General features: G+C 36.0%; 22 protein-coding genes. 6 read left to right on the forward strand and 16 right to left on the reverse strand.

Annotated elements, in window-relative coordinates; genetic code table 11:
* Positions 1-101: 101 nt before the first annotated feature.
* The 14 genes from HMPREF1252_RS08855 to HMPREF1252_RS08920 form a co-directional block, all read right to left on the reverse strand.
* Positions 102-464, reverse strand: a complete 363-nt coding sequence (locus tag HMPREF1252_RS08855; RefSeq protein ID WP_008901215.1) for a class II SORL domain-containing protein — start codon at positions 462-464, stop codon at positions 102-104.
* Positions 465-542: 78 nt separating this feature from the next.
* Positions 543-1,277: a hypothetical protein gene (locus HMPREF1252_RS08860; protein ID WP_023060288.1), complete on the reverse strand. Its 735-nt coding sequence runs from the start codon at positions 1,275-1,277 to the stop codon at positions 543-545.
* A gap of 171 nt (positions 1,278-1,448) precedes the next feature.
* The gene (locus HMPREF1252_RS08865; protein WP_023060290.1) at positions 1,449-2,447 is read right to left on the reverse strand and encodes a 3D domain-containing protein; all 999 of its coding nucleotides are present in this window, start codon (positions 2,445-2,447) and stop codon (positions 1,449-1,451) included.
* Positions 2,448-2,718: 271 nt separating this feature from the next.
* Entirely contained in the window at positions 2,719-3,336 is a 618-nt protein-coding gene (locus HMPREF1252_RS08870) for a CoA pyrophosphatase (RefSeq protein ID WP_023060283.1), read from the reverse strand.
* Positions 3,336-3,785, reverse strand: coding sequence for a large conductance mechanosensitive channel protein MscL (gene mscL, locus HMPREF1252_RS08875; protein WP_008901211.1), 450 nt, complete (start codon positions 3,783-3,785; stop codon positions 3,336-3,338). Before mscL ends, HMPREF1252_RS08870 begins: the two co-directional genes overlap by 1 nt.
* Positions 3,786-3,812: 27 nt before the next feature.
* Positions 3,813-4,235 carry a cytidine/deoxycytidylate deaminase family protein gene (locus HMPREF1252_RS08880; RefSeq protein ID WP_008901210.1) on the reverse strand — a complete coding sequence of 141 codons (423 nt, stop codon included), beginning with the start codon at positions 4,233-4,235 and terminating at the stop codon, positions 3,813-3,815.
* Positions 4,232-4,825, reverse strand: a complete 594-nt coding sequence (locus tag HMPREF1252_RS08885; protein ID WP_008901209.1) for a viroplasmin family protein — start codon at positions 4,823-4,825, stop codon at positions 4,232-4,234. The genes HMPREF1252_RS08880 and HMPREF1252_RS08885 overlap by 4 nt, the downstream gene beginning before the upstream one ends.
* A gap of 232 nt (positions 4,826-5,057) precedes the next feature.
* Positions 5,058-6,680, reverse strand: a complete 1,623-nt coding sequence (gene groL, locus HMPREF1252_RS08890; protein ID WP_023060315.1) for a chaperonin GroEL — start codon at positions 6,678-6,680, stop codon at positions 5,058-5,060.
* A gap of 12 nt (positions 6,681-6,692) precedes the next feature.
* Entirely contained in the window at positions 6,693-6,974 is a 282-nt protein-coding gene (locus tag HMPREF1252_RS08895) for a co-chaperone GroES (protein WP_008901207.1), read from the reverse strand.
* A gap of 253 nt (positions 6,975-7,227) precedes the next feature.
* On the reverse strand, positions 7,228-12,108 hold the full coding sequence (locus HMPREF1252_RS08900; protein ID WP_023060264.1) for a phosphoribosylformylglycinamidine synthase: 4,881 nt from the start codon (positions 12,106-12,108) through the stop codon (positions 7,228-7,230).
* 245 nt (positions 12,109-12,353) lie between these two features.
* Entirely contained in the window at positions 12,354-13,037 is a 684-nt protein-coding gene (locus HMPREF1252_RS08905) for a DUF554 domain-containing protein (RefSeq protein ID WP_023060335.1), read from the reverse strand.
* Positions 13,037-13,912, reverse strand: a complete 876-nt coding sequence (locus tag HMPREF1252_RS08910) for a DNA-3-methyladenine glycosylase (RefSeq protein ID WP_023060319.1) — start codon at positions 13,910-13,912, stop codon at positions 13,037-13,039. Before HMPREF1252_RS08910 ends, HMPREF1252_RS08905 begins: the two co-directional genes overlap by 1 nt.
* Positions 13,913-14,044: 132 nt before the next feature.
* Positions 14,045-14,683, reverse strand: coding sequence for a hypothetical protein (locus HMPREF1252_RS08915; RefSeq protein ID WP_023060289.1), 639 nt, complete (start codon positions 14,681-14,683; stop codon positions 14,045-14,047).
* Positions 14,684-14,871: 188 nt separating this feature from the next.
* Positions 14,872-15,489 carry a redox-sensing transcriptional repressor Rex gene (locus HMPREF1252_RS08920; RefSeq protein ID WP_023060256.1) on the reverse strand — a complete coding sequence of 206 codons (618 nt, stop codon included), beginning with the start codon at positions 15,487-15,489 and terminating at the stop codon, positions 14,872-14,874.
* 143 nt (positions 15,490-15,632) lie between these two features.
* Here HMPREF1252_RS08920 and HMPREF1252_RS08925 point away from each other — a divergent pair, with 143 nt between their 5' ends.
* Positions 15,633-17,507: an ABC-F family ATP-binding cassette domain-containing protein gene (locus tag HMPREF1252_RS08925; RefSeq protein ID WP_023060333.1), complete on the forward strand. Its 1,875-nt coding sequence runs from the start codon at positions 15,633-15,635 to the stop codon at positions 17,505-17,507.
* Between the two features lie 127 nt (positions 17,508-17,634).
* On the opposite strand, the gene HMPREF1252_RS08930 is transcribed toward HMPREF1252_RS08925, so the two are convergent.
* The gene (locus HMPREF1252_RS08930) at positions 17,635-18,408 is read right to left on the reverse strand and encodes a hypothetical protein (RefSeq protein ID WP_023060259.1); all 774 of its coding nucleotides are present in this window, start codon (positions 18,406-18,408) and stop codon (positions 17,635-17,637) included.
* Between the two features lie 138 nt (positions 18,409-18,546).
* Here HMPREF1252_RS08930 and HMPREF1252_RS09655 point away from each other — a divergent pair, with 138 nt between their 5' ends.
* From HMPREF1252_RS09655 to HMPREF1252_RS08955, 5 genes are all read left to right on the forward strand, one after another.
* The gene (locus tag HMPREF1252_RS09655; RefSeq protein ID WP_023060262.1) at positions 18,547-18,840 is read left to right on the forward strand and encodes a type II toxin-antitoxin system RelB/DinJ family antitoxin; all 294 of its coding nucleotides are present in this window, start codon (positions 18,547-18,549) and stop codon (positions 18,838-18,840) included.
* Between the two features lie 70 nt (positions 18,841-18,910).
* Complete coding sequence (msrB, locus tag HMPREF1252_RS08940; protein WP_023060328.1) at positions 18,911-19,342, forward strand: peptide-methionine (R)-S-oxide reductase MsrB; 432 nt, start codon at positions 18,911-18,913, stop codon at positions 19,340-19,342.
* Between the two features lie 70 nt (positions 19,343-19,412).
* Complete coding sequence (locus tag HMPREF1252_RS08945; RefSeq protein WP_023060308.1) at positions 19,413-19,964, forward strand: chromate transporter; 552 nt, start codon at positions 19,413-19,415, stop codon at positions 19,962-19,964.
* Complete coding sequence (locus tag HMPREF1252_RS08950) at positions 19,961-20,515, forward strand: chromate transporter (RefSeq protein WP_023060354.1); 555 nt, start codon at positions 19,961-19,963, stop codon at positions 20,513-20,515. Before HMPREF1252_RS08945 ends, HMPREF1252_RS08950 begins: the two co-directional genes overlap by 4 nt.
* A 7-nt stretch (positions 20,516-20,522) precedes the next feature.
* Complete coding sequence (locus HMPREF1252_RS08955; protein WP_023060269.1) at positions 20,523-21,257, forward strand: pyrroline-5-carboxylate reductase; 735 nt, start codon at positions 20,523-20,525, stop codon at positions 21,255-21,257.
* An 838-nt stretch (positions 21,258-22,095) separates the two neighbouring features.
* Here the strand turns inward: HMPREF1252_RS08955 and HMPREF1252_RS08960 are convergent.
* Positions 22,096-23,463: a sodium:alanine symporter family protein gene (locus HMPREF1252_RS08960; protein ID WP_023060338.1), complete on the reverse strand. Its 1,368-nt coding sequence runs from the start codon at positions 23,461-23,463 to the stop codon at positions 22,096-22,098.
* Between the last annotated feature and the right edge of the window lie 154 nt (positions 23,464-23,617).

The following is a 23,617-nucleotide window of genomic DNA, read 5'->3' on the forward strand; positions in this document are numbered from 1 at the left end:
TTTATGGTCTATAGCATAATGTTTTAAAGTTTTAAATTTTAATAATAAAATCTTACATAAAAATGGGCATTAAAAAAACCGGCTTAGCCGGTTTATTTATATTATCCTTCGAATTCTACTGAATTTTCCCAAAGTCCGTGAATGTTGCAGTAGCTTAGTGCGTATACTGTTGCTTTCTTAGGACATTTTACGTTTACAGTTACTTTTGGAACTGAAAATAGTTCTTCTTCACCATGAGCTTTAAATTCGTATGATCCTACTTCGATAGGGAATTTAGCTCCTTCTGGTTTTACAAATACTTTGATCCAAGAAATGTGATGTTCTAAAGTATTTGGGTGAGCAATATCTTCACCAACTTCTGCTACGATTTTGATTCCTTCTTCGCAACATCTTTCTACGTGTAGTGCTGGTACGTGTTTTTCGTTTTTCCAGTCACCTGATTGAATTGTTTCTGTTAATTTCAATTAAATTACCTCCTTTTATCCTCTCCCTGTATTAATACCCAGTTTTTTTCTTTTAACTCAAATATATTTTATGGTAATTTAATTATCTTTTGGCTGATTTCCTTCTTCAATCAGTTCGTCTAAATACTCTGTGGTTAGATCATTCATCTTTTCCTTAGGTATATTATGGACAGTTAAAGCACCTTTCCAATCCAGCGCCTCTCCATCTTCTTTTCTATTTTTTTCTGGAACTAGGATGATTGAATAACTCTTTATTTCTAGATGTGTCTTTTCCATGGTTTTGGATGCTTCTTGTAAATACTTTATAGCTATTTCTTTGGTTGGTTCTTCTGCATATCCAAATACATTTACCTCTACCCTAAAAGGAAAGTGGTCGAAGTCTACCTTTTCGTCTAAGGTAAGTTCATTATAATCTTTTTCATCTGATAAGATTAGATTTAGTTTAAAAGGAAGATTTTCCTTTTTAGCAAGTTCTTTGCCGTAATTTCGAAGCTCATCTTCAAATCTAAGCCAAGTGTTGAACTTAATATCAAAAAAACTATCAGATTTAAAGCGACCGAGGCTGTCAAACGCCACTTCGAACTTGGTGTCTTCGCTATTTTCATCCTGAAGCCTTACAGTATAGTATGCGGTTTTAAAGTTGTAGAAGATTTTATCTCTCTTTAATTTGTAATCCTTGTAGTTTTCGTCTATGTACTTATTCGCTGCTCTACTTGCCAAGGCTTTTGAAATTGGATTTCCAAAGAATGCATTTACAAAGAATAGCGCCACCCCAAGTAGAATTATCATTATTATTTTAATTAACTTGTTCATAGCTCCTCCTTTTTTCTATTTTAACATATATAACCATCAGTTTTTATTTTCTAAGGAAGATATACTTATCCTTCTTATTTTAAAATCTTAGACAATTTTAATCTAAAAATTTATTTCCAGAAAATTTCATAAAAAAAAGAGGCTTCTGCCTCTAATTTTAATTTTTATTATTTACTTTAAAACGTAAACTTTTACGTTTCTTCTGCCGAATCTAAGAGCCTCAGCATTTGAGTTAAAGAATAGGTCTATTCTCTTACCTTTTATCGCTCCACCTGTGTCTTCTGCAGTTGCGTATCCGTAGCTTGGCCATCCGTCCATTGATTCGACGTATAGTCTAGATCCAAGTTTTATAACTCTTGGGTCTACCGCCACAGCTCCCACTCTTGCTCTAGTTCCCATTGCGGTCTTTGAGCCTGCTGTTGGATCGTATGCTGTAGCTTCCATAATATAGACTGCTACTACTTCTTCGCCTTTAAATTCGCCTGCTGGAATTTGATCTTCAATAACTTTTGAACCTACTTCACGGACTTCTGTGATAGGTTCCACAACTACATCGCTTGATAGAATTTGTGAGCCTTCTGGCTTTCCATTTACATATGTAGTTTCGATTGTGTCGATTCTCTTTCCATCTACACCTGGAGTTATGACATTTGTCTTTCCTTTTTCAAGTTCTTTATTTAAGTTTTCAAGAACATCGAATGGAACTACTTCTTCAACCTGTTTGGTCTCTGTCGTAACTCTTGCTATTGTAATTTTATTATCTACTAATTCGTCAAGTTTTGGTTCAGTTCTGTCGAGCTTATTTAATTTGATTCCTAGATATTCTAGGACTTCTTTGGTGGTAGCACCTTGAGCTTCTTCAATAACTGTTTTGTTTCCATCGTATATTGTAATGGATCTTGGTGATTTGATATAAATAGTCATGCCTTCTTCGATTTTAGAAGACTTCTTAGGTTCAACCAAGTCTTTTTCTTTTAATTCAATTTTTTCTTTTGTAATTAGCTCTTCAACCGTCGCTGAATAAGTTAATAATGTTTTTTCTCGACCATTAATGTTCAAAATTACATTTTTCCCTTTTACTAATGAAGAACCCATGGTGATTGCCATAACAAGTAGCAAGGTCACTATGAGGAATCTCTTCACTGGCTTAGAAGAATGTGATTTGTTCATAATACCTCCTTCTTAGTTACCATTTTGTAACTAATTCTTTTTGAAGTATATATGATATTAATTTATATGTCAAATTTTTGTAACTCTTTTGTTACTTTTAGAAGTAATTTTAAAAATTTTCGCTATTTTAAGCCATTTTGTTCTGTAACAATATTTTTTTATTTTTATACAGCTTTTTTACAGTAACGCAAATAAATGGCTTGTTACAGCCATTCTTATTTTTATATTACATTTCCATTACATTTTGATAACAAAAAATCCGATCTCCGGATTATTCGTTTTTTAATATTTCTATAAAGGCTCTGGTCATCTTTGCGGTAAATCCCCAGATCAAATTATCTCCGTACTCATAGGTCTCCACAGTTTCAACTTCTAGGCGTCTTTTGTACTTCTTCGCCTCTGGAATTAGTTCGTAGGGAAATCCCGTGGTCCTTTCAATTTTAAGTTCGATGGGATAACTTTTCGGACTATTTTCCATGAGATATTTAAGTGGCACTGTAAAGATATATTCCACTTCATCTTTATTTGGAATTATTCTTTTGTAATCTTCCTTAATTATTCCAACATAGGTGTAGATAGTTAAGAGCTCTGGCTTCACAAGGTAGTCAGATCTTCCGATTATTTCTATCTTGTCTCTTCCTATGAGGAGTTCTTCTGATGTTTCTCTTATGGCTGCTTCTTTTGGGCTTTCACCAAAATCTATTGCTCCGCCTGGAAAAGACACTTCATAAGGTTGTTTTCTTAGAGTTTTCGCTCGTCTTTCGTAGAGTATGTGAAGCTCTCCATCTATTTCTATTAAAGGAATCAAAACCGAGTAGCTACTTTTGTTGTCTACCGGTTTTGGAAAGTGATTTTCAATTTTAGATTTTATTTTCTCAATGTTTTCCATTATTTAAGTTCTGATGTGCAATGTGGACATCTTGTAGCTTCTATAGGTATTTCACTCTTGCAGTAAGGGCATTCTTTTGTAGTAGGTGCTGCAGCTTCTTCCTCTTTCTTGCCTAAACTTTGAATCTTGTTTACATTTTTAATAATAATAAATATTACAAGTGCTATGATTAAAAAGTTTACAATATTTTGTATAAAGTTTCCGTAGGCGAATACTGCTGTGCTTTCCTTTGCCTTTGCAAGACTTTCATAGGTGTTGCCATCTAGTGCAATATACTTTTGAGTGAAGTCAACTCCACCTGTTATTACTCCTATTAGTGGCATAATTATATCATCTACTAGAGAAGATACGATTTTACCAAAGGCACCCCCGATGATTACCCCTATTGCTAGGTCTAGCACATTTCCTCTCGCTATAAATTCTTTAAATTCTTTTATAAAATTTTTCATATCTTACCTCCCAATAATCCTATACCCCTATTTCATGTTTACTAATTTTATTTTGTTGTTTTTGATTAATTCTAGGGCGTATTCGTCCACTCTGTAGTCGTCTTTATAGTAGATTTCTGTTATGCCTGCTTGGAGTAGAGCCTTGGTGCAATTTAGACATGGAAAATGTGTTACATAGCATTTGCAACCTTTGACGCTGATGCCTTCCTTTGCACAATAGAGAAGAGCATTCATCTCTGCATGGATGGTGGCGATGCAGTGGCCATCCCTCATGGTGTGACCGATCTCGTCGCAGGATTTATTTCCTGATAGGGATCCGTTATAGCCTGTGGACACGATTCTATTGTCCTTATTTACTAAGATGCAACCTACAAAGGCTCTGTCGCAGGTGCTTCTCGTGGCTACCATCTCTGTTATTTCCATAAAATATTCATCCCAAGATTTTCTCATTTTGCCTCCTTCGCCAATTTATCCACCAGTTCGTTGTAATAAACTCCTGTATGGGCATCGACTTTTATAAACTTAACTTCCATTTTATTTTTGATTTCGTCGTAGGTCTTCTTGTATTCTCTCGTTAAATCCAGATTCGTCTTCCAGTTCCCAAGTGCCCAATCCTCTATGCCTCTGTAGTCGTAGTGAAGGTACATTTTTTTGTATCCAAGCTCCACACCTCTTTTCATGGCGATGATTGCGCCTTTTAATTCTCCTGAGACATTTCTAGATTTTGCATTTTCTTCGTCGAAAAATCTAGCACTATACTTTTCTTCTACGCCTTCTGAGTAGAGGTAGACTCCGTAGGAATAGGAATGGTCTTCCTTTCTATAACTTCCGTCCACATAGGCTAAGATTTCGTCACTCTTTAGCTCATCTATATCTTTTATCTTTATTTCTTCTTCTATAATTCCTAAATAGCTTTCTGCTTCTTCAAAAGTTTTGAACTTTTTGTAGGCTGCACCGCTAAAACCTGTAACTTCTCTCTTACATTCATCCCAGGTGGAATAGATCCCTGGGTTTCTTCCATTTTTAACTGCGTAGTACATTCTTCACCTCAAGATTATTCTATCAATTAAACCTTTAAATTTAAAGGGTAGAGGTTTAAATAAGACTCTTCAAAATTAATTTTTTAATTTCTGTAATCTGATAATCGCATGGATTTTGTCTAACTCTTTATAAAAGATATATTTCCGTATAAATTTTCAAAAAAATAATTTTGCACAAATTTCCAAAAATTTTGCATAAAAAAAGGAAGACTTTCGCCTTCCTAATCGTTTATTACATCATTCCTGGCATACCGCCCATTGGTGGCATTGCAGGTGCTTCTTCTTTAATTGGTCCAACTGCTGCTTCTGTTGTAAGAATCATAGCTGCTACTGATGCTGCGTTTTGTAGTGCAGATCTAGTTACCTTAGTTGGGTCTACGATTCCTTTTTCAATCATGTTTCCATATTCTTCGTTTAGAGCGTCAAATCCAATTCCTTCAGCTTCTGATTTTATCTTTTCAACGATTACTGATCCTTCAAGTCCTGCGTTTGCTGCGATTTGTCTAACAGGTTCTTCTAATGCACGAAGTACTATTTCTACTCCTGTCTTTTCATCGCCAACGGATGCTTCTGCTACTTCTTTTACTTTTTTCATTGAGTCGATAAGAACGGTTCCGCCTCCTGGCACGATTCCTTCTTCAACTGCTGCTCTTGTAGCTGATAGAGCATCTTCTATTCTAAGTTTTCTTTCTTTTAGTTCAACTTCTGTTGCTGCTCCTACATGGATAACCGCAACTCCGCCTGCTAATTTTGCAAGTCTTTCTTGAAGTTTTTCTTTGTCAAATTCAGATTCTGTTTGTTCGATTTGGCTCTTAATTTGTGCGATTCTCTTATCGAGTTCATCCTTGTCTCCGCCACCGTTTACGATTACTGTAAGTTCTTTTTCACATCTTACTTTGCTTGCGTGTCCAAGCATATCAACGGTTGCTTCTTTTATATCCATTCCTAAGTCTTGAGAGATTACTTGTCCACCAGTTAGGATTGCAATATCTTGAAGCATTTCTTTTCTTCTGTCGCCATAGCCTGGAGCCTTTACTCCTACTATGTTTAGAGTTCCACGAAGTTTGTTTAGAACAAGTGTTGCTAGTGCTTCGCCTTCGATGTCGTCAGCGATAACCAATAGTGGTCTTCCTTCTTGTAGAACTTGTTCTAGTAGTGGAAGTAAATCTTGGATATTTGTGATCTTTTTATCTGTAATAAGGATGTATGGATCTTCTAGATTTGCTACCATCTTATCTGGGTCTGTTGCCATGTAAGGGGATAGGTATCCTCTGCCAAATTGCATACCTTCTACTACATCTAGTTCTGTGCCCATGGATTTAGATTCTTCAACGGTTATAACTCCGTCTCTTCCTACTTTTTCCATTGCTTCAGAGATTAGTCTACCGATTTCTTCATCTGCTGCTGAAACTGATGCAACTTGTGCTATTGCTTCTTTAGTTTCAACTACCTTTGAGAATCCCTTTATGCTTTCAACCGCAGCTTCAACTGCCTTTTTAATTCCTTTTTGAAGGATCATTGGGTTTGCTCCTGCTGCTAGGTTTCTCATACCTTCTGTGATTATTGCTTGTGCAAGTAGGGTTGCTGTTGTAGTTCCATCCCCGGCAACATCGTTGGTCTTAGTTGCTACTTCTTTTAGAAGTTGTGCACCCATATTTTCAAATACATCTTCTAAATCTATTTCACGAGCGATTGAAACTCCGTCGTTTGTAATAAGTGGAGCTCCGAATTCCTTACCAAGGATTACATTTCTTCCCTTAGGTCCAAGTGTTACCTTTACTGTATTTGCAAGTTTGTCGATTCCATTTATCATGGATTCTCTTGCGTCTTCTCTAAATTTAATTTCTTTTGCCATTTCTACCTCCTATTATTTTACAACTGCAAGTAGATCTTGATATTTAAGGACTATGAATTTTTCTCTTTCTAGTTCAACTTCTGTGCCAGCATACTTAGAAAATAATACTTTGTCCCCAACTTTTATTTCATCTTTGGTCTTGTCATCATCAAGTATTTCTCTTCCTATTGCTATTACTTCTGCAATATTTGTTTCTTCTTTTGCTGAAGATGGAAGAACTATTCCAGATACTGTCTTTTCTTCCAATTCAATTTTTTTGATTACGACTTTGTCGCCTAATGGTTTAAGTTCCATAAGTCCCTCCTTGTATAATAAAAATTATAAACTATTTAATTAGCACTCGGTCTCTTTAAGTGCTAATAGTATTATAGTATCATTCTATTTTTTTTGCAAGTCATAAAGATAACTTATTTTCATATCTTTTATATTTATTGTAAGCTTTTGTTTGTCTTAAAAATTTTTATATGACGAAAAATATCTTTTTATTTTCTACATAATTTTTTCATTAAAAAAGGTGCGACTCGCGCACCTCTTATTACTAATTTATTTATTTTTCTTTGAAGTAGCTTACGCCGCTTTCAAATATTTCTTGGATATCTGAATCGATATTTTTGTAAAGATCGTCTGTAACTCTTTCTGAGTGACCCATCTTACCTAGGATCTTTCCATCCTTTGACATTATGGCTTCTATTCCGTAGTAGGATCCGTTTGGAACTACTTCGTATTGGGCTACAACCTGTTCATTTTCTAGAAGTTCTCTTAATTTTTCTTCATTTACTATGAATCTTCCTTCTCCATGGGAGATTGGAATCTTGTAGCTGTCCTTTTTAAGTTTACTTAACCATGGTCCGTTCTTGGTTAGCATATTTGTACTTACAAATCTTGCTATATGTCGAGATGAGTTATTGAAGGTCAAGGTTGGATCGTCTTCTTCTATCTCTTTGATCTTTCCATATGGAAGAAGTCCGGTCTTTATAAGGGCTTGGAATCCGTTGCAAATGCCGACTATAAGTCCGTCGTTTTCTTCTAGCATATATTCTATGGATTCTCTTATCTTTTCATTTCTTAGAACATTTGCGATGAACTTACCAGAGCCGTCCGGTTCGTCTCCCATTGAAAATCCTCCAGGAACTGCAAGGATGTTTGCTTTTCTAATTTCCTTAGCAAATTCGTCTATGGATTTTTTAATTTCTTCTTCATTTCTATTTTTAAATAAGACGATCTTCGCTTCTGCTCCTGCGTCTTCAAGGGCTTTTCTAGTGTCATATTCACTATTTGTACCTAAGAATGCAAGGACAAGCGCATTTACCTTAGTAACTTTATTCTTGGATTTAAGTCTTCTTTCCACCTTTTTATTTTCAATCTTAGCAGGTTTTTCTTCTATTGCTCCTTTGAAGACTGAATCAAGAGTGTGTAGGTAGGCATCTTTTAAATCTTTAGAATTTAATTTTTCGCCGTTAACTGTGATTTCTTCTTGGAACTTACCGATTTCTTTTATAAATTCTCTATCTTCTTTAAATTCTACGACGAAGCTTGCAAATTTATTGGTGTATAAATCTTCTAGCTTAACATCAAACCCTGTGTTTCCAACAGCCATTTCATAAATAGTTGGCAGAATTCCCTTGCTACAAACCTTTATAGAAATAATATTTTTACTTCTAATTTCTTCGTAGATCTTTTCGTAGTTTGATTTTAATCTATTTAGATCTAGGGTTCCATTTTCATCGTAGTCGATGTCGATTAAACCGATCTTACCTTCATTTTTAAATTCTGGGCTCACGATATTTTCCACGTCTTCTGTGGTCACTGCAAATGAAATAAGTGTCGGTGGCACGCTTATATGTTCAAAGGTTCCGCTCATGGAGTCCTTGCCGCCAATCGGTGGAGTTTCGAAAAATGATGATACTTCAAATGCTCCTAGTAGTGATTTAAGTGGCTTTGACCAAGATTTTTCGTCTGTTAATTTTTCGTAGAATTCTTGGAATGAAAGTCTAACTTTGTCTGTTTTTCCTCCTGCTGCAACGATCTTTGAAAGGGATTCAACCACCGCATAGTAACCGCCGAGGTAGTTACTTTCTTCGCTTAGGTATGGGTTAAATCCGTAACTCATAATAGATGCGGTCTTGGATTTTCCTTCTAGGGTTGGCACTAGGGCAACCATTGCATCTACTGGGTTTATGCTTTCTTTTCCACCAAGCGGATGAAGTACGGTTCTTCTTCCAACTGAGGAGTCAAATAGTTCGATTAAATTTCTCTTGGAAGTTATATTTAAATCTCCAAGATATTTATTTAAATTCTTTGGATCTTTATCATTTGATTTTAAAGTTTTAGGGAAGTTTTCAGAAGTAACTTCAACATTCATATGCCTACTTGCACCGTTTGTATTTATGAAGTCGTAGCAAAGATCTGCGACGATTTTGTCCTTGTAGTACATCCTCATCCTGTTGGTGTCTGTGATGTTTGCAACAATATTTGTATCTAGATTTTCTTCGTGGGCGTATTTCTCAAACTCTTCTACATCGTTCTTACTTAGAACTACCGCCATTCTCTCTTGTGATTCGGAAATTGCGATTTCCATTGGAATTAATCCTTCGTACTTAAGTGGAACATTTTCTAGGAATATATCCACGCCGTCGTGAAGTTCTCCAACTGCGACGCTTACTCCGCCTGCGCCGAAGTCGTTACATTTTTTGATAAGTCTTGTCGCTTCTTCACGTCTAAATAGTCTTTGAATCTTCCTTTCTTCCGGTGCATTTCCTTTTTGCACTTGGGCAGATTCTGTAACGATTGAAGTGGTGCTGTGGGATTTTGATGAGCCTGTCGCTCCGCCGATACCATCTCTTCCAGTTTTGCCTCCGAGTAGAACTACCACATCTCCCGCTTCTGGTTCTAGTCTTACCACATTTTCCATTGGTGCTGCAGCTATTACAGCTCCAGTTTCCATTCTCTTGGCAACATAGCCTGGATGGTAGATTTCGTCAACGAGTCCTGTTGCTAGTCCGATTTGATTTCCGTAGGAAGAGTATCCGTGGGCTGCTTCTGTGGTTATCTTCTTTTGAGGAAGTTTACCCGCCATAGTATTTTTATCCCTTGGATCAGCGGCTCCGGTTATTCTCATTGCTTGGTAGACGTAACTTCTTCCGCTTAGTGGGTCACGAATTGCTCCGCCGAGACAGGTTGATGCACCACCAAATGGTTCTATTTCTGTTGGATGGTTGTGGGTTTCATTTTTGAACATAAGGAGGTAATCCCTTAGTTCTTCCTTGCCACCAATGTCGATTCTAGTCTTAATCTTTACGGAGCAGGCGTTGATCTCGCTTGAAACTTCTAGATCTTCTAGTCTTCCTTTGGCTCTTAGATACTTGGATAGAATTGTTCCAAAACTCATTAGGTTTATCGGTTTTTCAATCTTTAGTTCTTCTCTTATCTTTATATATTCGTCGAAGGAATTTTTAATTATTCTATCAAGCTCTGTCTTTTCGTCAAAATTAATATCTAAAAATGTGTTGAAAGTGGTGTGTCTGCAGTGGTCTGACCAATATGTGTCGAGGATTCTGATTTCAGTTTCGCTCGGATCTCTATTTTCAGATTTGAAATAATCTCTTATACATTTTAAATCGTCAAGATTCATCGCAAGAGATTTTTCTTCTAGGAAGTTTTCTAATTCTTCTTCGCTGAAATTTATAAATCCTTCATAGGTTTCGTTCTTGTCTGTGGTCTTAAGTTCTTTTTTAAGGGTTGTAGGGATGTTTAGAAGCTCAACTCTGTGAGAGTCCACAGGGTTTACCAAGAATTTTTCAATTTTCTTTAGTTCTTCCTTGGTTGCTCCTTTTATTTCATAGACTTTTGCACATTTAGCCGCGATTTTTTCATCTGTAACTAAACTTACAGTGTCTAGGATTCCTTGTTCCCTTTGGTCGAATTGACCTGGAAGGTATGCCACAGCAATGGTATCTTCCATCTTGCTTTGAAGTTCCATAGCATCTTCGAAATACGCATCGTCTACGACTTTTTCGCTAAGAATGGTGTAGAGAATCTTTTCGATGCCTTCCTTTGACATTTCAAGGTCGTACCTATTGTAAACCTTTAGTCCTTCTAGTTTTATTCCAAGAGAATTTTCGATTTCACTTTGGATTCCTTTGGATTCGTGGTCAAATTCATCCTTCTTCGCAACGTAGACCCTCTTAACTCTAGGACCGATGTCCTTTCTATATTCCATATTTTCAAATGAAACTTCTTTTACATCGGAGTAAACTGTTTCTATTACTTCGTCGAAATCATCTCCAGAGTAAACGAGGTTTAAAACTCTACCGCCACTGGTCTTTTGAACTCCGTCTTCAAGTTTTGTTCCGCAGTAGTAGATACTACTCTTGGTAGGTCCAATGTGGATTTCTTTGCCATTTTCGTAGGAGCCTGGATAACCGCCACTTGCAAGGACTAGGCAAAGTGCCTTTTTATTATTTACTTTTAAATCTACTTCGTCTAATTTTCCTTCGGAAGTTTTTTGAAGAAGTTCTAGTAGGTCATTATCTATAAGTTCTAGGATTACTTGGGTTTCTGGGTCGCCGAATCTCACATTAAATTCTAGTACTTCGATCTTTTCATCGGTAATCATAAGTCCGATAAAGAGAGCTCCTCTGTAATCCATATTTTCTTTTTGAAGTCCTTTTAAAATCGGATTTAAAATTTCTTCTTTTATTCTAGGCATAAAAGATTCTGCCATTAAATTCGGTGCGTAGGTTCCCATGCCGCCGGTGTTAGGTCCGATTTCTCCAGTATAGGCTCTCTTGTGATCGCGAGAAGTTGGTAGAGGAAGGATGGTCTTCGTGTCAGTTAGGCAGATTAAACTCATTTCAAATCCTTCTAAGAATTCTTCCACCACCACTTTTTTGTCACCGTAGACTCCGTTAAATACATCTTTTAAGAATGATTGTGCATGGGATTTATCTTCGGCAATGAACACTCCTTTGCCTGCAGCTAAACCATCCGCCTTAAGTACGACTTTTCCATCTCTTGTAAGTAGTTTTTCTGCAAACTCATAGGCGCTCTTTTCGTCGTCAAATTCGCCATATTTTGCAGTTGCTATATTATATTTTTCTAAAAATTTCTTTGTATATGATTTACTTGCTTCAAATTTGGATGGGAGTTCTTTTGGTCCGAAGATCATCTTTCCATTTTCTTCAAACTTATCTACGATTCCCAAAGTAAGAGGAAGTTCTGGACCGACAACTGTGTAGTCAATATTATTTTCTAATGCAAATTTTAATAGTCCATCTATATCATCTACTTTTATACCAGTATTTTCTCCAAGGTTTAAGGTGCCTCCATTGCCCGGTGCAAAATAGAGTTTTCTGTCCTTATGTCCTTTTAGAATATTGTGTCCAAGAGCGTACTCTCTTCCGCCGCTTCCAACAATAAGTATATTCATCATTACCTCCTACATACTTATCCACTTTCAATTTATTTCTCTCTAATCAAAATATTACCACATATATAGAAAATTTTGTGAAATTTCGGGTGTATAAATCTATATTTTTTCAACCATTTTCTGATGCTTCTTTTTATTTTTAAATACCAAAATCAAGAGAAATTATCCTCCTATTATTTTTTATTATTTACGAAAAACATATAAATTTTTACAACAAAAAACCAGACTTTCGCCTGGTTATATTCTTATCCCCATATTGCTCCGAATAAAATTCCAAGAAATATAGCAGGAATCATATTTGCACTTTTAAAATCTCTTATCCTTAACATGGTAAGCCCAATTGCAAGGATTAGTATCCCTCCAACACCGTTTATGTTTGCCATAATCGCAGGTGTGAAGAAATCTTTTAAGTATCTTGCTAGGAAGAATATTCCTCCTTCATAAATCATAAGTGGCACTCCGGAAAACATAACTCCAACTCCTAGTGTGCTCGCTAGAATAAATGCGGTTATCCCGTCGAATACAGATTTGGTTATAAGAAGTGAGTTATCTCCCATAAGTCCTGCGTTTAATGCTCCGATGATGGTAAGAGATCCTACACATAGAATAAGTGAACCACTTACAAATCCTTCCACGAAGGTTGAGTCTCCTTCTTTTTTGCTTACAACCTTTTGAATTTTATTTCCAAGGGATTCAATTCTCTTTTCTATATCTAAGTAGGTTCCTATGGCAAGTCCTATGACCATGGCAAGGATTATTTGGATAAAATTTTCTCCCTTTAGGGCAGATTCCATACCTACCACAAAGATTGAAAGAGATAGCCCTGACATGATTTGGTCTTTGTACTTAGAGCTAAGTCTTGAACCTACAAAGTTGCCGGAAAGACCGCCTATTAATATTGCCACAAGGTTTATAATAAGTCCCTTCATCACTTAACCCCCAATTTATTATCTCTTCCATAGAAGAATAGGTACTGTTGCGCAAAGCCTGCAGATTTTCCAAAATACTCTCTACCGAGTATCGCCACTTCAGACTTCTTAACTTCCTTTTTAAAATATAATTCTTCCATAACTCTTTTGATCCACACATCCACAGGGAATGATTCGCTCCTTTTAAATGCAAAGAGTAGGATGCAGTCGCAGACCTTTGGACCGACTCCAGGAAGTTTCATCAGTTCTTCTCGTGCAAGTTCCAAATCCATGGTAAAGAGAGGTTCGATTTCAACTTCTCCATTTAAAATCATTTGAGAAGCCTTTACGATTCTTTCGTCTCTAAAACCAACCTTTGCAAACTCACGAAGATCCTTTGGATCAGCCTTGGAAAGAGCTTCTACAGTTGGAAAAGCGTAGTATTCTCCATATGGATTTTCTATCTTCTTCCCATACATTCTGCTTATGTCCCTAATGGAATTTTTAATTCTCTTAATATTATTATTTGCAGAAATTATAAATGTGATTATGGTTTCAAAAGGCTCTTGGTTTAGGATTCTAATTCCTTCGCCGTAGAGCATGGCTTCCTTTAGAGTTTCATCCTTAGAAAGATGAGCCTTTATATCTAAATAGGATCTATTTAAATCAAAATAATCCACCAGGTGAGCGTTGTAAAATTCCTCGTCCACTCCTTCTAGATGGATGTCATCTCCATCTCTATACACTCGAAAGACTCTGTTAAATGCCACATTTATAAATGAACCGTCCTCCAACTCGTCCCAGCGGAAGGCTTGACCACATTTAAAGATGTGCTCTGGTTCAAATGAATCTATATTTTTTAAAATTGTTTCATCAGATGTAAAAATTGTTTCCATAGCATGATTTTACCATTAAAATCTAAAACTTTCACTAAGAAAATCACTATTTTATAATCTTTGGCGCCGCTTTAAAGGACGTCGCTTTTAAATTAAAAAAGAAGACCGAAGTCTTCTTAGTTTTTCGTTTAATTATTTTACTTCTATTCTATAAATCTTTTCTAGATTTATAGGAACGGAGCTTTCCGGCTCAGTATTTTTAATTTCTCCCCCGAAGTAGACTTCAACAGTTTTGCCTTCTAGGCCTTCTGTGGTAGTTTTGCCGTCCTTTTCATTTTTTAAATTTTCTATGGATAGAGATATCGGTTTAGTAAGTAGATCTTTGAAATAAAATCCATCTTCAATTTCTGTCGCTTCTACCATAATCGAATCTTCTTCTGTATTTATAACTTTAGCTGTGAAATGAGCAACCCATTTTGGAATTTGTCCATCATCTTTTAGTTCAACATCTCTAAATAGAATCCATCTACCTTCTATCTCTACATTGATATATCCCTTTTCCCAAACTTGGTAGCCGTATCCAGTGCCGAAGTTAGATTCATCGTTGTTTTCTGGCATACTCTTACCATCAACTGAGGTCTTTATCTCTCCATCAGCAGTTCCACAGGTGACCATTGCGTTTTCATAACCTGTGTCCGTATAGGTAGTTCCATCGACTTTAACCATTGGCGGATAAGTTTTATCTACTTCGCTTGTTTTCGTATCTGACTTGCTACAAGCGGTAAATACTACCATGATGGCTGCCATTAAAATTAAAATAGATTTTTTCATACTTCCTCCTATTTTATGTATTTTTATCTAGCATCTATCTAAAATTATTATATATTACTATTTAAATTTTGAGATAAATTGCGGGTAATTGTAACTTATTTTTAAGTTTTTTGTAACTTCCTTTTCAACCTACATTAAGTTATAACAAAAAAAGAAGACCGAAGCCTTCTTAATTTTCGTTTAAATCTTTATTTGTTTTTTAAATAATATCCAAGTGTTAATAGTGAATCTTTTAGTCTTACATTTTCAACTACTGCCTTATCTGTGGTTATATCCAAAGGAGCAAAGTTCCATATTCCTTTTATTCCATGTTTCAAAAGTCTGTCTACTACATCTTGGGCAACATCTTTTGGAACGGCAACAATTCCTATGTCTATTGGATGTTTTTCTAAGTAATTTTCTAGTTCTTTATATGGTTTTATCTCCATCCCATCAACTTCAGAACCAACTTTTTCTCCTGTATCAAATAAAGCCTTTATAGTAAATCCAGAATCTGAGAATCCTTGATAGCTTGCGATGGCAGTTCCTAAATGTCCAACACCGATTAAAACTGCAGTATATACCTTATCTATTCCTAGTATCTTATCTATTTGATCTCTCAACGCCTGTGTATTGTATCCATAACCTTGTTGGCCAAACCCTCCAAAGTTATTTAGGTCCTGTCTGATTTGGGAAGCAGTAAAACCGGTTAATTTTGAAAGTTCGGAAGAAGATATTCTCTCAATTCTATCGTCGATTAATTCTGTTAAGTATCTGTGATAGATTGGAAGTCTTCTGATTACCGACTCCGATATTCTCTTTTCCATATTCGCCTCCTCATTATGTTATTATTATAACAAAAATTCTTGTTTTATAAAAGCTTTCATTTACTAAAATAGTTTTATCTCTTCACAAATTCAAACGCTTTAATAGATAGAAAAAATGTGTTAATATTTATCTGAGGTGCAATATGGCAATACTTAATATTTCAAATTTAAAAAAATCATTTATTGAAAGAGTGATCTTTGACGGAGCATCTCTAATAGTAGAAGATAATGATAAGGTGGGTCTCATCGGAAATAACGGAACCGGCAAGACCACATTATTTAATATAATTACGGATAAAATTTCCTATGACGACGGGACTATTATAAAGACCAAGGATTTAACCATTGGATATTTAAAACAAAATCCCTTCGAGGATTTAACAAAGAGTATCTACGAAAGTGCAGAAGAAAATTTCGAAGAGGTGTTCGCCCTTGAGAGAAGACTTCGCGAGCTTGAAGGTGAGATGCACGACGAGGAGAAACTATCCGATGTAATGGAAGAGTACCAAAAGATAAGTGATCAGTACCAAAAGCTTGATGGATACAGTGTAGGATCTAAGATTAGAGGCACTTTAATAGGGCTTGGCTTTTCTGAAGATGAGTTCGACAAAAAGATTTCTGAACTTTCAGGAGGACAAAAATCTAGACTTTCCCTTGCGAATTTAATCCTTAAAAATCCGGATCTTTTACTTCTAGATGAACCGACGAACCATCTCGATATTGAATCTATAAATTTCTTGGAAAGAGCCCTAAGAGATTATAAAAAAGCTGTTATAATCATCTCCCACGACAGATATTTTCTAAATAATATCGTAAATAAAATCGTGCTTCTAGATGAACTAAAACTTACAACCTTTAATGGAAACTACGAATACTACGCAAAAGAGAGAAAGAAACAGCTTGAAATTAGAAAAAGTCAGTACGAAAATCAACAGAAAGAAATAAAAAGACAAGAACAGATCATCGAAAGATACCTGGGACTTGGTCGTGCAAGATTTATAAGACAGGGCAAGAGCAGGCAAAAGATGCTCGACAAGGTTAAGAGGATCGAGGCTCCAGAAGAAAATCAAGTGGTGGATATCAAATTTCCTGTGGAGAGAGTCTCAGGTAGAGAAGTGCTAAGCGTAGAAAATCTATCTAAAACCTACGATAGAGAAATCTTTAAAAACATTTCTTTCAATGTACAAAAAGGCGACAAAGTCGGTCTAACGGGACCAAATGGAATCGGTAAGTCCACAATCTTTAAAATAATAACTGGCAAAATAAAAGATTTCGGCGGCGAATTTAAGATTGGAACCAATGTGGACATCGGATATTTTGACCAAGAGATGAGAGATCTCGACCTAGACAACACAGTGCTAGACGAAATATGGGACGAATATCCAAAATTAAAATATTCAGAAATCAGAAAATACTTGGCACAGTTTCTCTTTATAGACGATGATATTCTAAAGACCATTAGGGAACTTTCTGGTGGAGAAAAGGCGAGGGTTGCCATTTTAAAAATAATTTTAAAAGGCTCCAACTTTTTACTTCTTGACGAACCGACGAACCATTTAGACATAGATTCGAAGGAAGCCCTTGAGGATGCGCTCCTTCAATATGAAGGCACAATCCTTGCAATCTCCCACGACAGATATTTTCTAAACCATGTAATAAACAAACTTCTCTACATGGAAGAAGATAAAGTGACGGAATACTTAGGCGGCTACGATTACTTCTTGGAAAAGACCACCGCAGAAGAAGAGGAAGAAGAAGTATATATTTCCAAAACAGAAAGAGCGCAAATAAAAAAAGAAGAGAGACAGAAAAGAGAAGAAAAAAGAAAGCGTGAGAAAGAATTTAAAGAGTTGGAAGATCAAATTGTGGAAATCGAAAATAAATTATCCACAATCGATGAAGACCTCTCAAATGCAAGTCTTGATGGAGATTTTGAAACTATAAATAAACTTAGCATTGAGCGAGAAAACTTAGTAAATAAGCTAGATAGCGCATATGAAAAGTGGATGGACTTTTAAAATTATTTTAAAATCCATCCACATTTTTTATCAACAGTTATAAACGCTGTAATTACCTTATCCCCAATCTTATCCACATTATCCACAATTTTACAAACATATATTTTGTGTAAAACTCATGTAAAGATTATAGATCTTCGTAAGAAATATTTATAACGTCCCTAGAAAGAAGTTTCAACTCTTCTGCTGCTCTTATATAGTTTTTCATCATGTACTTGGTCTTTGGAGCGGAAATATTTACCCTGTAAGCGCCCTCTTCGTCCTTTCCACGGATGACCAAGGTATCCTTATCTTCAAAAATATTATTAATCGTAGAAAATCTAAATTTATTTATCCCAACCACAAGGCCACCTTCATAAATCCCAGCAAGGACATCCACCTTTTCACGACCATTTCTAAATGGAAGCTTGTCACTTACATCATAGAGGGTCACATTGTCCTTCTTCGTAATCTTTGGAAAGATTCCGCTGTATAGATTTATAAAAAATGTTAGTAGTACCATCACCATAAGTATTGGATTTGCAAGCCTTGAGATGATTACATTGTCCCTTGTGTATAGATTGTAGAGAAAGTATGCGTTAAAAAACACAATCGCTGCGTAGTAGGTGAGAAGATTTAAATTTAACCTCGTCTTTCTCATGGTAAGACCCTTTAGAGTCATGATCGGCGTGTAGTTTGCAATGAGTTGGTAGGTGGTAGTTAAAAACATATAGTTTACAAACATCCACAAAATCATCATAAGAGTCGTACTTTCCATATAAGGGCTCTTGCCGAAGTAAAACTCTGCACCTATCGGAATAAGTATGGAAATCACACCGAAGGTCAGGTTGCTCTTTCTCGAATTTTCTTTTTCTTTATTTATTTTTTCTAAAGATTTATTAGATTTATTATTATTTTTCATAGTAACCTCCAATATTATTATTAATATTATATCATGACTTATCCAAGTTTGAAGACATGAACTCTTAAAGTGTTTTGTGTTACCGTGTATTGACGCTGTAATAGAAAATGCTATAATATATTTAAGGGGGGGGATACTATGTCAAGTACAACTATAAGTATAAGGGTAGATTCAGATTTAAAGAATGAGGCAGATAAATTATTCAATGAACTTGGACTCAATCTATCAAGTGCAGTAAATATATTTTTAAGACAGGCGATAAGAGAGCAATCAATTCCTTTTAACATAAGTCTAAATAGTGAAGACAGAATTTTAAAAGATGCAGAAGAATTCGTAGATGAACATATCTTGGCATTTAAGGAGCTTGCAAGTGGTGAAATGACCAAGGAAGATTTTAAAACTTTTATAGAAAATAAAATAATAAATGACTGACAACCATAAAGGTTGTCTTTTTTATTGAAATGTTATTAAATAAATATATTAATAATAATCTGGAGGATTTATGAAAAAAGATTTTACAAAAGAAATAGAAAATTTAGACGAAGTATCCTACAAGGTTACTCAAAATAATGGCACTGAAAGACCTTTTACCTCACCACTTAACGACGAGTTTCGCGACGGAATCTATGTGGACATCGTCTCTGGAGAAGTGCTATTCTCCTCAAAGGACAAATTCAATGCAGGTTGCGGCTGGCCATCTTTTACCAAGCCTGCAAAAGGCGTAGAACTTGAAGAAGTCCTAGACGAAAGATACGGAATGAGAAGGACAGAAGTTAGATCCAAAGAAGCTAACTCTCACCTAGGTCATGTGTTTCCAGATGGTCCGATTCTCTCAGGCGGACTTAGATACTGTATAAATGGTGCGAGTCTTCGTTTTATAAAGAAGGAAGATATGGAAAAGGAAGGATACGGAGATTATTTAGATCTAATATAATCTCATTTAACTATTAAACCCAAGTTATTTTTATAATTTTGCTATGTTATAATTTTAAATGAGGTGTTATATGAAGAAAATTAGCTTAATTAAATTATTTCTTACATTTTTTAAAATAAATGCACTTACCTTCGGCGGCGGCTACACCATCGTTCCAATAGTAAAGGACGTCTTTGTAGAAGAACTGGAAGCCATCTCTGAAGATGATATGCTTGATATAGTCGCCTTGGCACAGGGTGGTCCTGGCGCTATGGCAATCTCCACATCAATACTTACCGGATACAAAGTATGTGGTCCTGTGGGAGCAGTGGTGGCACTAGTAGCATCCACCCTTCCATGTTTAATAACCCTATCCTTGGTGGCGAAATTCTACACAGAATTTAAAGAAAATTTCTTCATCTCATCCGCCCTTCTTGGCATAAGCGGCATCATCTCCGCCGTACTATTTATAACCGTCCTTAGAATGGGCAAGACAGCCTACAAGAAACATCCTTTGTTTTCATCGGTAGTCATGGCGATAATATTCCTTTTGGGCATGTTTACAAAGGTGGACACAGTTTATTTAATTATATTTTCAGCACTATCAGGAATAATAGTCTTTGGAATAGGGAGTAGAAAATGATTTTAAAACTTTACCTCATATTTTTAAAGATTGGAATGATGGCATTCGGCGGAGGATACGCAGTCATTCCACTTATAAATGAATTCGTAGTAAAACAAAATGGTTGGATGAATCCTCAAGAGTTCTTGGATCTAATCTCCATTTCTCAGATGACTCCAGGACCTATTGCAATAAATTCCGCGACCTTTGTAGGACAAAAGGTGGGAGGCATAATCGGCAGCATATTCGCCACAGCAGGAGTTGTCACATTTCAATTTATACTTATGATGATACTTGGATACTTTTTATTTTCCAAGAAAAAAACCTTTAAGCTTCTCGACTGGATGTTAAATGGAATCAAGGCTGGAGTGGTATCACTTATATTAATCACTGCCATATCACTATTTTCTCAGTCTGTATTTCCAAATGGATATGGTCTTACAAATATCAGCATCCCCGCAGCGGTGTGCTTCGTCCTAGGTCTAGTTCTATATTATAAAAAGGTAGACCTTCTAAAACTCATAGGCATGGGTGCAGTGCTAGGAATCGTACTAAATTATTTTATAAAGTAGGTGACAAATGAAAGTAGCAGTAGTTGGTCTAGGTCACATGGGCAAAGCCTTGGCAATTGGACTTGCAAATAGAGGCCCAGTGTCCGTTTACAATAGAAGAAAGAATAAATTTAGCGGTGAAAATATAAGAGTCTATGAAGATTTAAAAGAAATCGTAAGAGATAGCGACGTCATCGTTCTTGCAACGCCACACACATCCTACCCAGAGATTTTAAAATCAGTAAAAGAAGAAAAATCTGGCAAGATATTTATCTCCGTAGCGCCTCAGATAGGATCTAAGGAACTAAATAAGCTTCATGACAAATTTATGATTCTTATTCCAAATACACCGGTTGCCATAAACGACGGTGTAATGGGCGCAACAAATGTAAATCTAAACGAAGAAGAGTATAGAGAAGTTATTAAAACATTTGAAGTCTTGGGAAAAGTTTACGACTTAAAAGAAGAAGACACCATGCTTCTATCTGTCATGGCAGGATGTCTTCCAGCATACTTCTACATGTTTATGGAAGCAGCAGCAGACGGAGCAGTACTAAGAGGAATGGAAAGAAACCTCGCCACAGATTTGATGACTCGCACCGTAAGAGGATGCTGCGACGTAATACTAGGCGACGTGGAGGAACTCGGAAAATTAAAAGGAAAATCCACCACCCCAGGAGGTCTCACCATCAAGGGAGTCCACGCATTAGAACGCGGCGGATTTAGAAACGCAATAATCGATGCAATAAATGAAAGTAAATAGATATAAAAATTTAAGCGGCTGAGCCGCTTTTTTTTGTTTGTTTTAATTTATTCATGCTCTACGTAGAGCATGGGAAATAAAATAAAAATATATAAATATCTTATGAATAACCAAACCTTATTCTTTCTCCTTCCAATTTTCTTTTACGAGGGAGAGGGAGGGAATTAACGTCTCTCGAAAAAACCTACGGTTTTCTCTTCGAGACTCGCAGTTTCCTCCCTTCTCCCTCGAGCTCCCTCTTCCCACCTCGCATTAGGAGGTTTTGGTAGTGATTTTTTTATTCGGCTAAAATTTTCCAAACTCGCTACGCTCAGACAGTGGAAAATTTCTTAACGCCGAAAGCAAAAATCACTTGTGGTGGTATAGGTTTTATCTGTACTAAGATTGTTAGTAAGAATTATATGGGCGTGCATATAAATTTTTGTTGTTTTACGCCTAACGGCCAAGTTAAATTAATTTAATATCAAGGCTGATGGAAGCAGATTGCTTCCGCTACAAAGATAATTATTTTATAAGTTTTCTCTAAAAACAAATACAAAACTTTCCCTATGACCTATTTAGTAAAATCCTTATTTCTGATTCATATTTCTATAAAATAAAATGCTCAAAAGGAGATCCGTCTGAAAGAAACTCGTCAAAATTCAAACCTAAGGAGACCGGCTATAAATCGCACTGTTTGAGCGTAGCGAGTTGCGATTTATAGGTCGACGTGGTTTAGAATTTTAGAGTTTCTGTAATCTTGATCGACTTTGAGCTTTTATTTTTGATGCTATCCAGATAGCATTTCCAATTAAAAAAAAGCTCCAGATTTCTCTGAAGCTTTTCTTTAATTTAATTTTTATGCGTTTGGATTTACATCTAGTTTTAATGTTTGATATTCGTTAAGTGTAGATTGAACTACTTTGTAAAGTCCGATTACCCCGATTACGTTAGGGATTACCATCATTGCGTTAAACATATCTGCAAGTTCCCAAACTAGGTCTACTTCGAACATAGTTCCTAAGAATATAAATACTAGTGCTAGTATTCTGTATGCTCCTATTCCGCTTTTACCAAATAGGTATCTTACGTTTGCTTCTCCATAGAAGTACCATCCGATGATAGTTGAGAATGCAAAGAAGAATAATGCTACTGCTATAAATGCTACACCTATATGTCCTATTCCTAGTTCAAATGCTTTTTGTGTAACTTTGATTCCTTTTAGTCCGTCGATTTGGTTTGCGCCAGTTGCTATTATAACTAGTGCATTGATTGTAAGAACTACGAATGTATCTATAAATACACCTACGATTGCTACTAGACCTTGGTCACATGGATGGTTAACTTTTGCTATTGCGTGAGCATGTGGTGTTGAACCCATACCAGCTTCGTTAGAGAATAGTCCACGTGCAACCCCGTATCTAACTGCTTGACGTACTGTAACCCCTGCAGCTCCACCTAGTACAGCTTGAGGATTGAATGCTCCTACAAAGATTTGTCTAAATGCGTCTGCTGTCGCTCCGCCGTTTTTAATAAGGATGATAAGTCCACCTAGTATGTAGAAGAATGCCATTACTGGAACTATTTTTTCTGTTACAGATGCGATTCTACCAACTCCACCGATGAAGATAAATCCAGAGATTACTACTATTACAAGTCCAACTACCCATGTAGGAACGTTAATAACGCTTGAGAATGCTTGTCCTATTGAGTTAGCTTGTACAAGGTTACCTACTAGTCCTAGTGCTATTGTAATAAATATTGCAAATAGTGCTGCTAGTACTTTTGAATGGATACCATTTCTTAGGTAGTAAGCTGGTCCACCAGTTACTTGTCCGTCTTTAACAACTTTGTACTTTTGTCCTAGTACTGCTTCTGCGAATATTGTTGCCATTCCGAAGAAAGCACTGATCCACATCCAGAATATTGCTCCAGGTCCCCCTGAAATAATAGCTGTTGCTGATCCTGTTAAGTTACCAGTACCAACTTGTCCTGCGATTGCTGTTGCTAGTGATTGGAAAGAACTCATTCCGTCAGCGCCAGCTTTTTTTCCTTTTAAACTGAAGCCGGAAAAAGCTTTCTTAAATGCTAATCCAAAGTCTCTTACTTGGATTCCTCTTAATGCTAGTGTATAAAAAATACCGCATCCTACGAGGATTACCATCATTGGAACGCCCCAAAGCACTCCATTAATAGATTTTACTATTGCTAATAATTTGTCTTCCATGTCTTCCTCCTTATTATTAAGATAACTTAATTATACCTTTATCATGTTAAATTTTCAACGATAAAGTAAAAGGTTTTCATAATTTTTTTGCAGTTTTTGTTTTTAAGTAATTTTTTCATACTATCTTTCGCTATTTTAATCAATTACAGGTCTT

This window comes from Peptoniphilus sp. BV3AC2, from assembly GCF_000478945.1.
GTDB lineage: Bacteria > Bacillota > Clostridia > Tissierellales > Peptoniphilaceae > Peptoniphilus_B > Peptoniphilus_B duerdenii.

What these genes read in the sequence shown, in the direction of transcription:
- HMPREF1252_RS08860 (WP_023060288.1), bottom strand. Translation starts at nt 1,277, where the DNA reads ATGAACAAGTTAATTAAAATAATAATGATAATTCTACTTGGGGTGGCG.
- HMPREF1252_RS08865 (WP_023060290.1), bottom strand. Translation starts at nt 2,447, where the DNA reads ATGAACAAATCACATTCTTCTAAGCCAGTGAAGAGATTCCTCATAGTG.
- HMPREF1252_RS08870 (WP_023060283.1), bottom strand. Translation starts at nt 3,336, where the DNA reads ATGGAAAACATTGAGAAAATAAAATCTAAAATTGAAAATCACTTTCCA.
- mscL (WP_008901211.1), bottom strand. Translation starts at nt 3,785, where the DNA reads ATGAAAAATTTTATAAAAGAATTTAAAGAATTTATAGCGAGAGGAAAT.
- HMPREF1252_RS08880 (WP_008901210.1), bottom strand. Translation starts at nt 4,235, where the DNA reads ATGAGAAAATCTTGGGATGAATATTTTATGGAAATAACAGAGATGGTA.
- HMPREF1252_RS08885 (WP_008901209.1), bottom strand. Translation starts at nt 4,825, where the DNA reads ATGTACTACGCAGTTAAAAATGGAAGAAACCCAGGGATCTATTCCACC.
- groL (WP_023060315.1), bottom strand. Translation starts at nt 6,680, where the DNA reads ATGGCAAAAGAAATTAAATTTAGAGAAGACGCAAGAGAATCCATGATA.
- HMPREF1252_RS08895 (WP_008901207.1), bottom strand. Translation starts at nt 6,974, where the DNA reads ATGGAACTTAAACCATTAGGCGACAAAGTCGTAATCAAAAAAATTGAA.
- HMPREF1252_RS08900 (WP_023060264.1), bottom strand. Translation starts at nt 12,108, where the DNA reads ATGAATATACTTATTGTTGGAAGCGGCGGAAGAGAGTACGCTCTTGGA.
- HMPREF1252_RS08905 (WP_023060335.1), bottom strand. Translation starts at nt 13,037, where the DNA reads ATGAAGGGACTTATTATAAACCTTGTGGCAATATTAATAGGCGGTCTT.
- HMPREF1252_RS08910 (WP_023060319.1), bottom strand. Translation starts at nt 13,912, where the DNA reads ATGGAAACAATTTTTACATCTGATGAAACAATTTTAAAAAATATAGAT.
- HMPREF1252_RS08915 (WP_023060289.1), bottom strand. Translation starts at nt 14,683, where the DNA reads ATGAAAAAATCTATTTTAATTTTAATGGCAGCCATCATGGTAGTATTT.
- HMPREF1252_RS08920 (WP_023060256.1), bottom strand. Translation starts at nt 15,489, where the DNA reads ATGGAAAAGAGAATATCGGAGTCGGTAATCAGAAGACTTCCAATCTAT.
- HMPREF1252_RS08925 (WP_023060333.1), top strand. Translation starts at nt 15,633, where the DNA reads ATGGCAATACTTAATATTTCAAATTTAAAAAAATCATTTATTGAAAGA.
- HMPREF1252_RS08930 (WP_023060259.1), bottom strand. Translation starts at nt 18,408, where the DNA reads ATGAAAAATAATAATAAATCTAATAAATCTTTAGAAAAAATAAATAAA.
- HMPREF1252_RS09655 (WP_023060262.1), top strand. Translation starts at nt 18,547, where the DNA reads ATGTCAAGTACAACTATAAGTATAAGGGTAGATTCAGATTTAAAGAAT.
- msrB (WP_023060328.1), top strand. Translation starts at nt 18,911, where the DNA reads ATGAAAAAAGATTTTACAAAAGAAATAGAAAATTTAGACGAAGTATCC.
- HMPREF1252_RS08945 (WP_023060308.1), top strand. Translation starts at nt 19,413, where the DNA reads ATGAAGAAAATTAGCTTAATTAAATTATTTCTTACATTTTTTAAAATA.
- HMPREF1252_RS08950 (WP_023060354.1), top strand. Translation starts at nt 19,961, where the DNA reads ATGATTTTAAAACTTTACCTCATATTTTTAAAGATTGGAATGATGGCA.
- HMPREF1252_RS08955 (WP_023060269.1), top strand. Translation starts at nt 20,523, where the DNA reads ATGAAAGTAGCAGTAGTTGGTCTAGGTCACATGGGCAAAGCCTTGGCA.
- HMPREF1252_RS08960 (WP_023060338.1), bottom strand. Translation starts at nt 23,463, where the DNA reads ATGGAAGACAAATTATTAGCAATAGTAAAATCTATTAATGGAGTGCTT.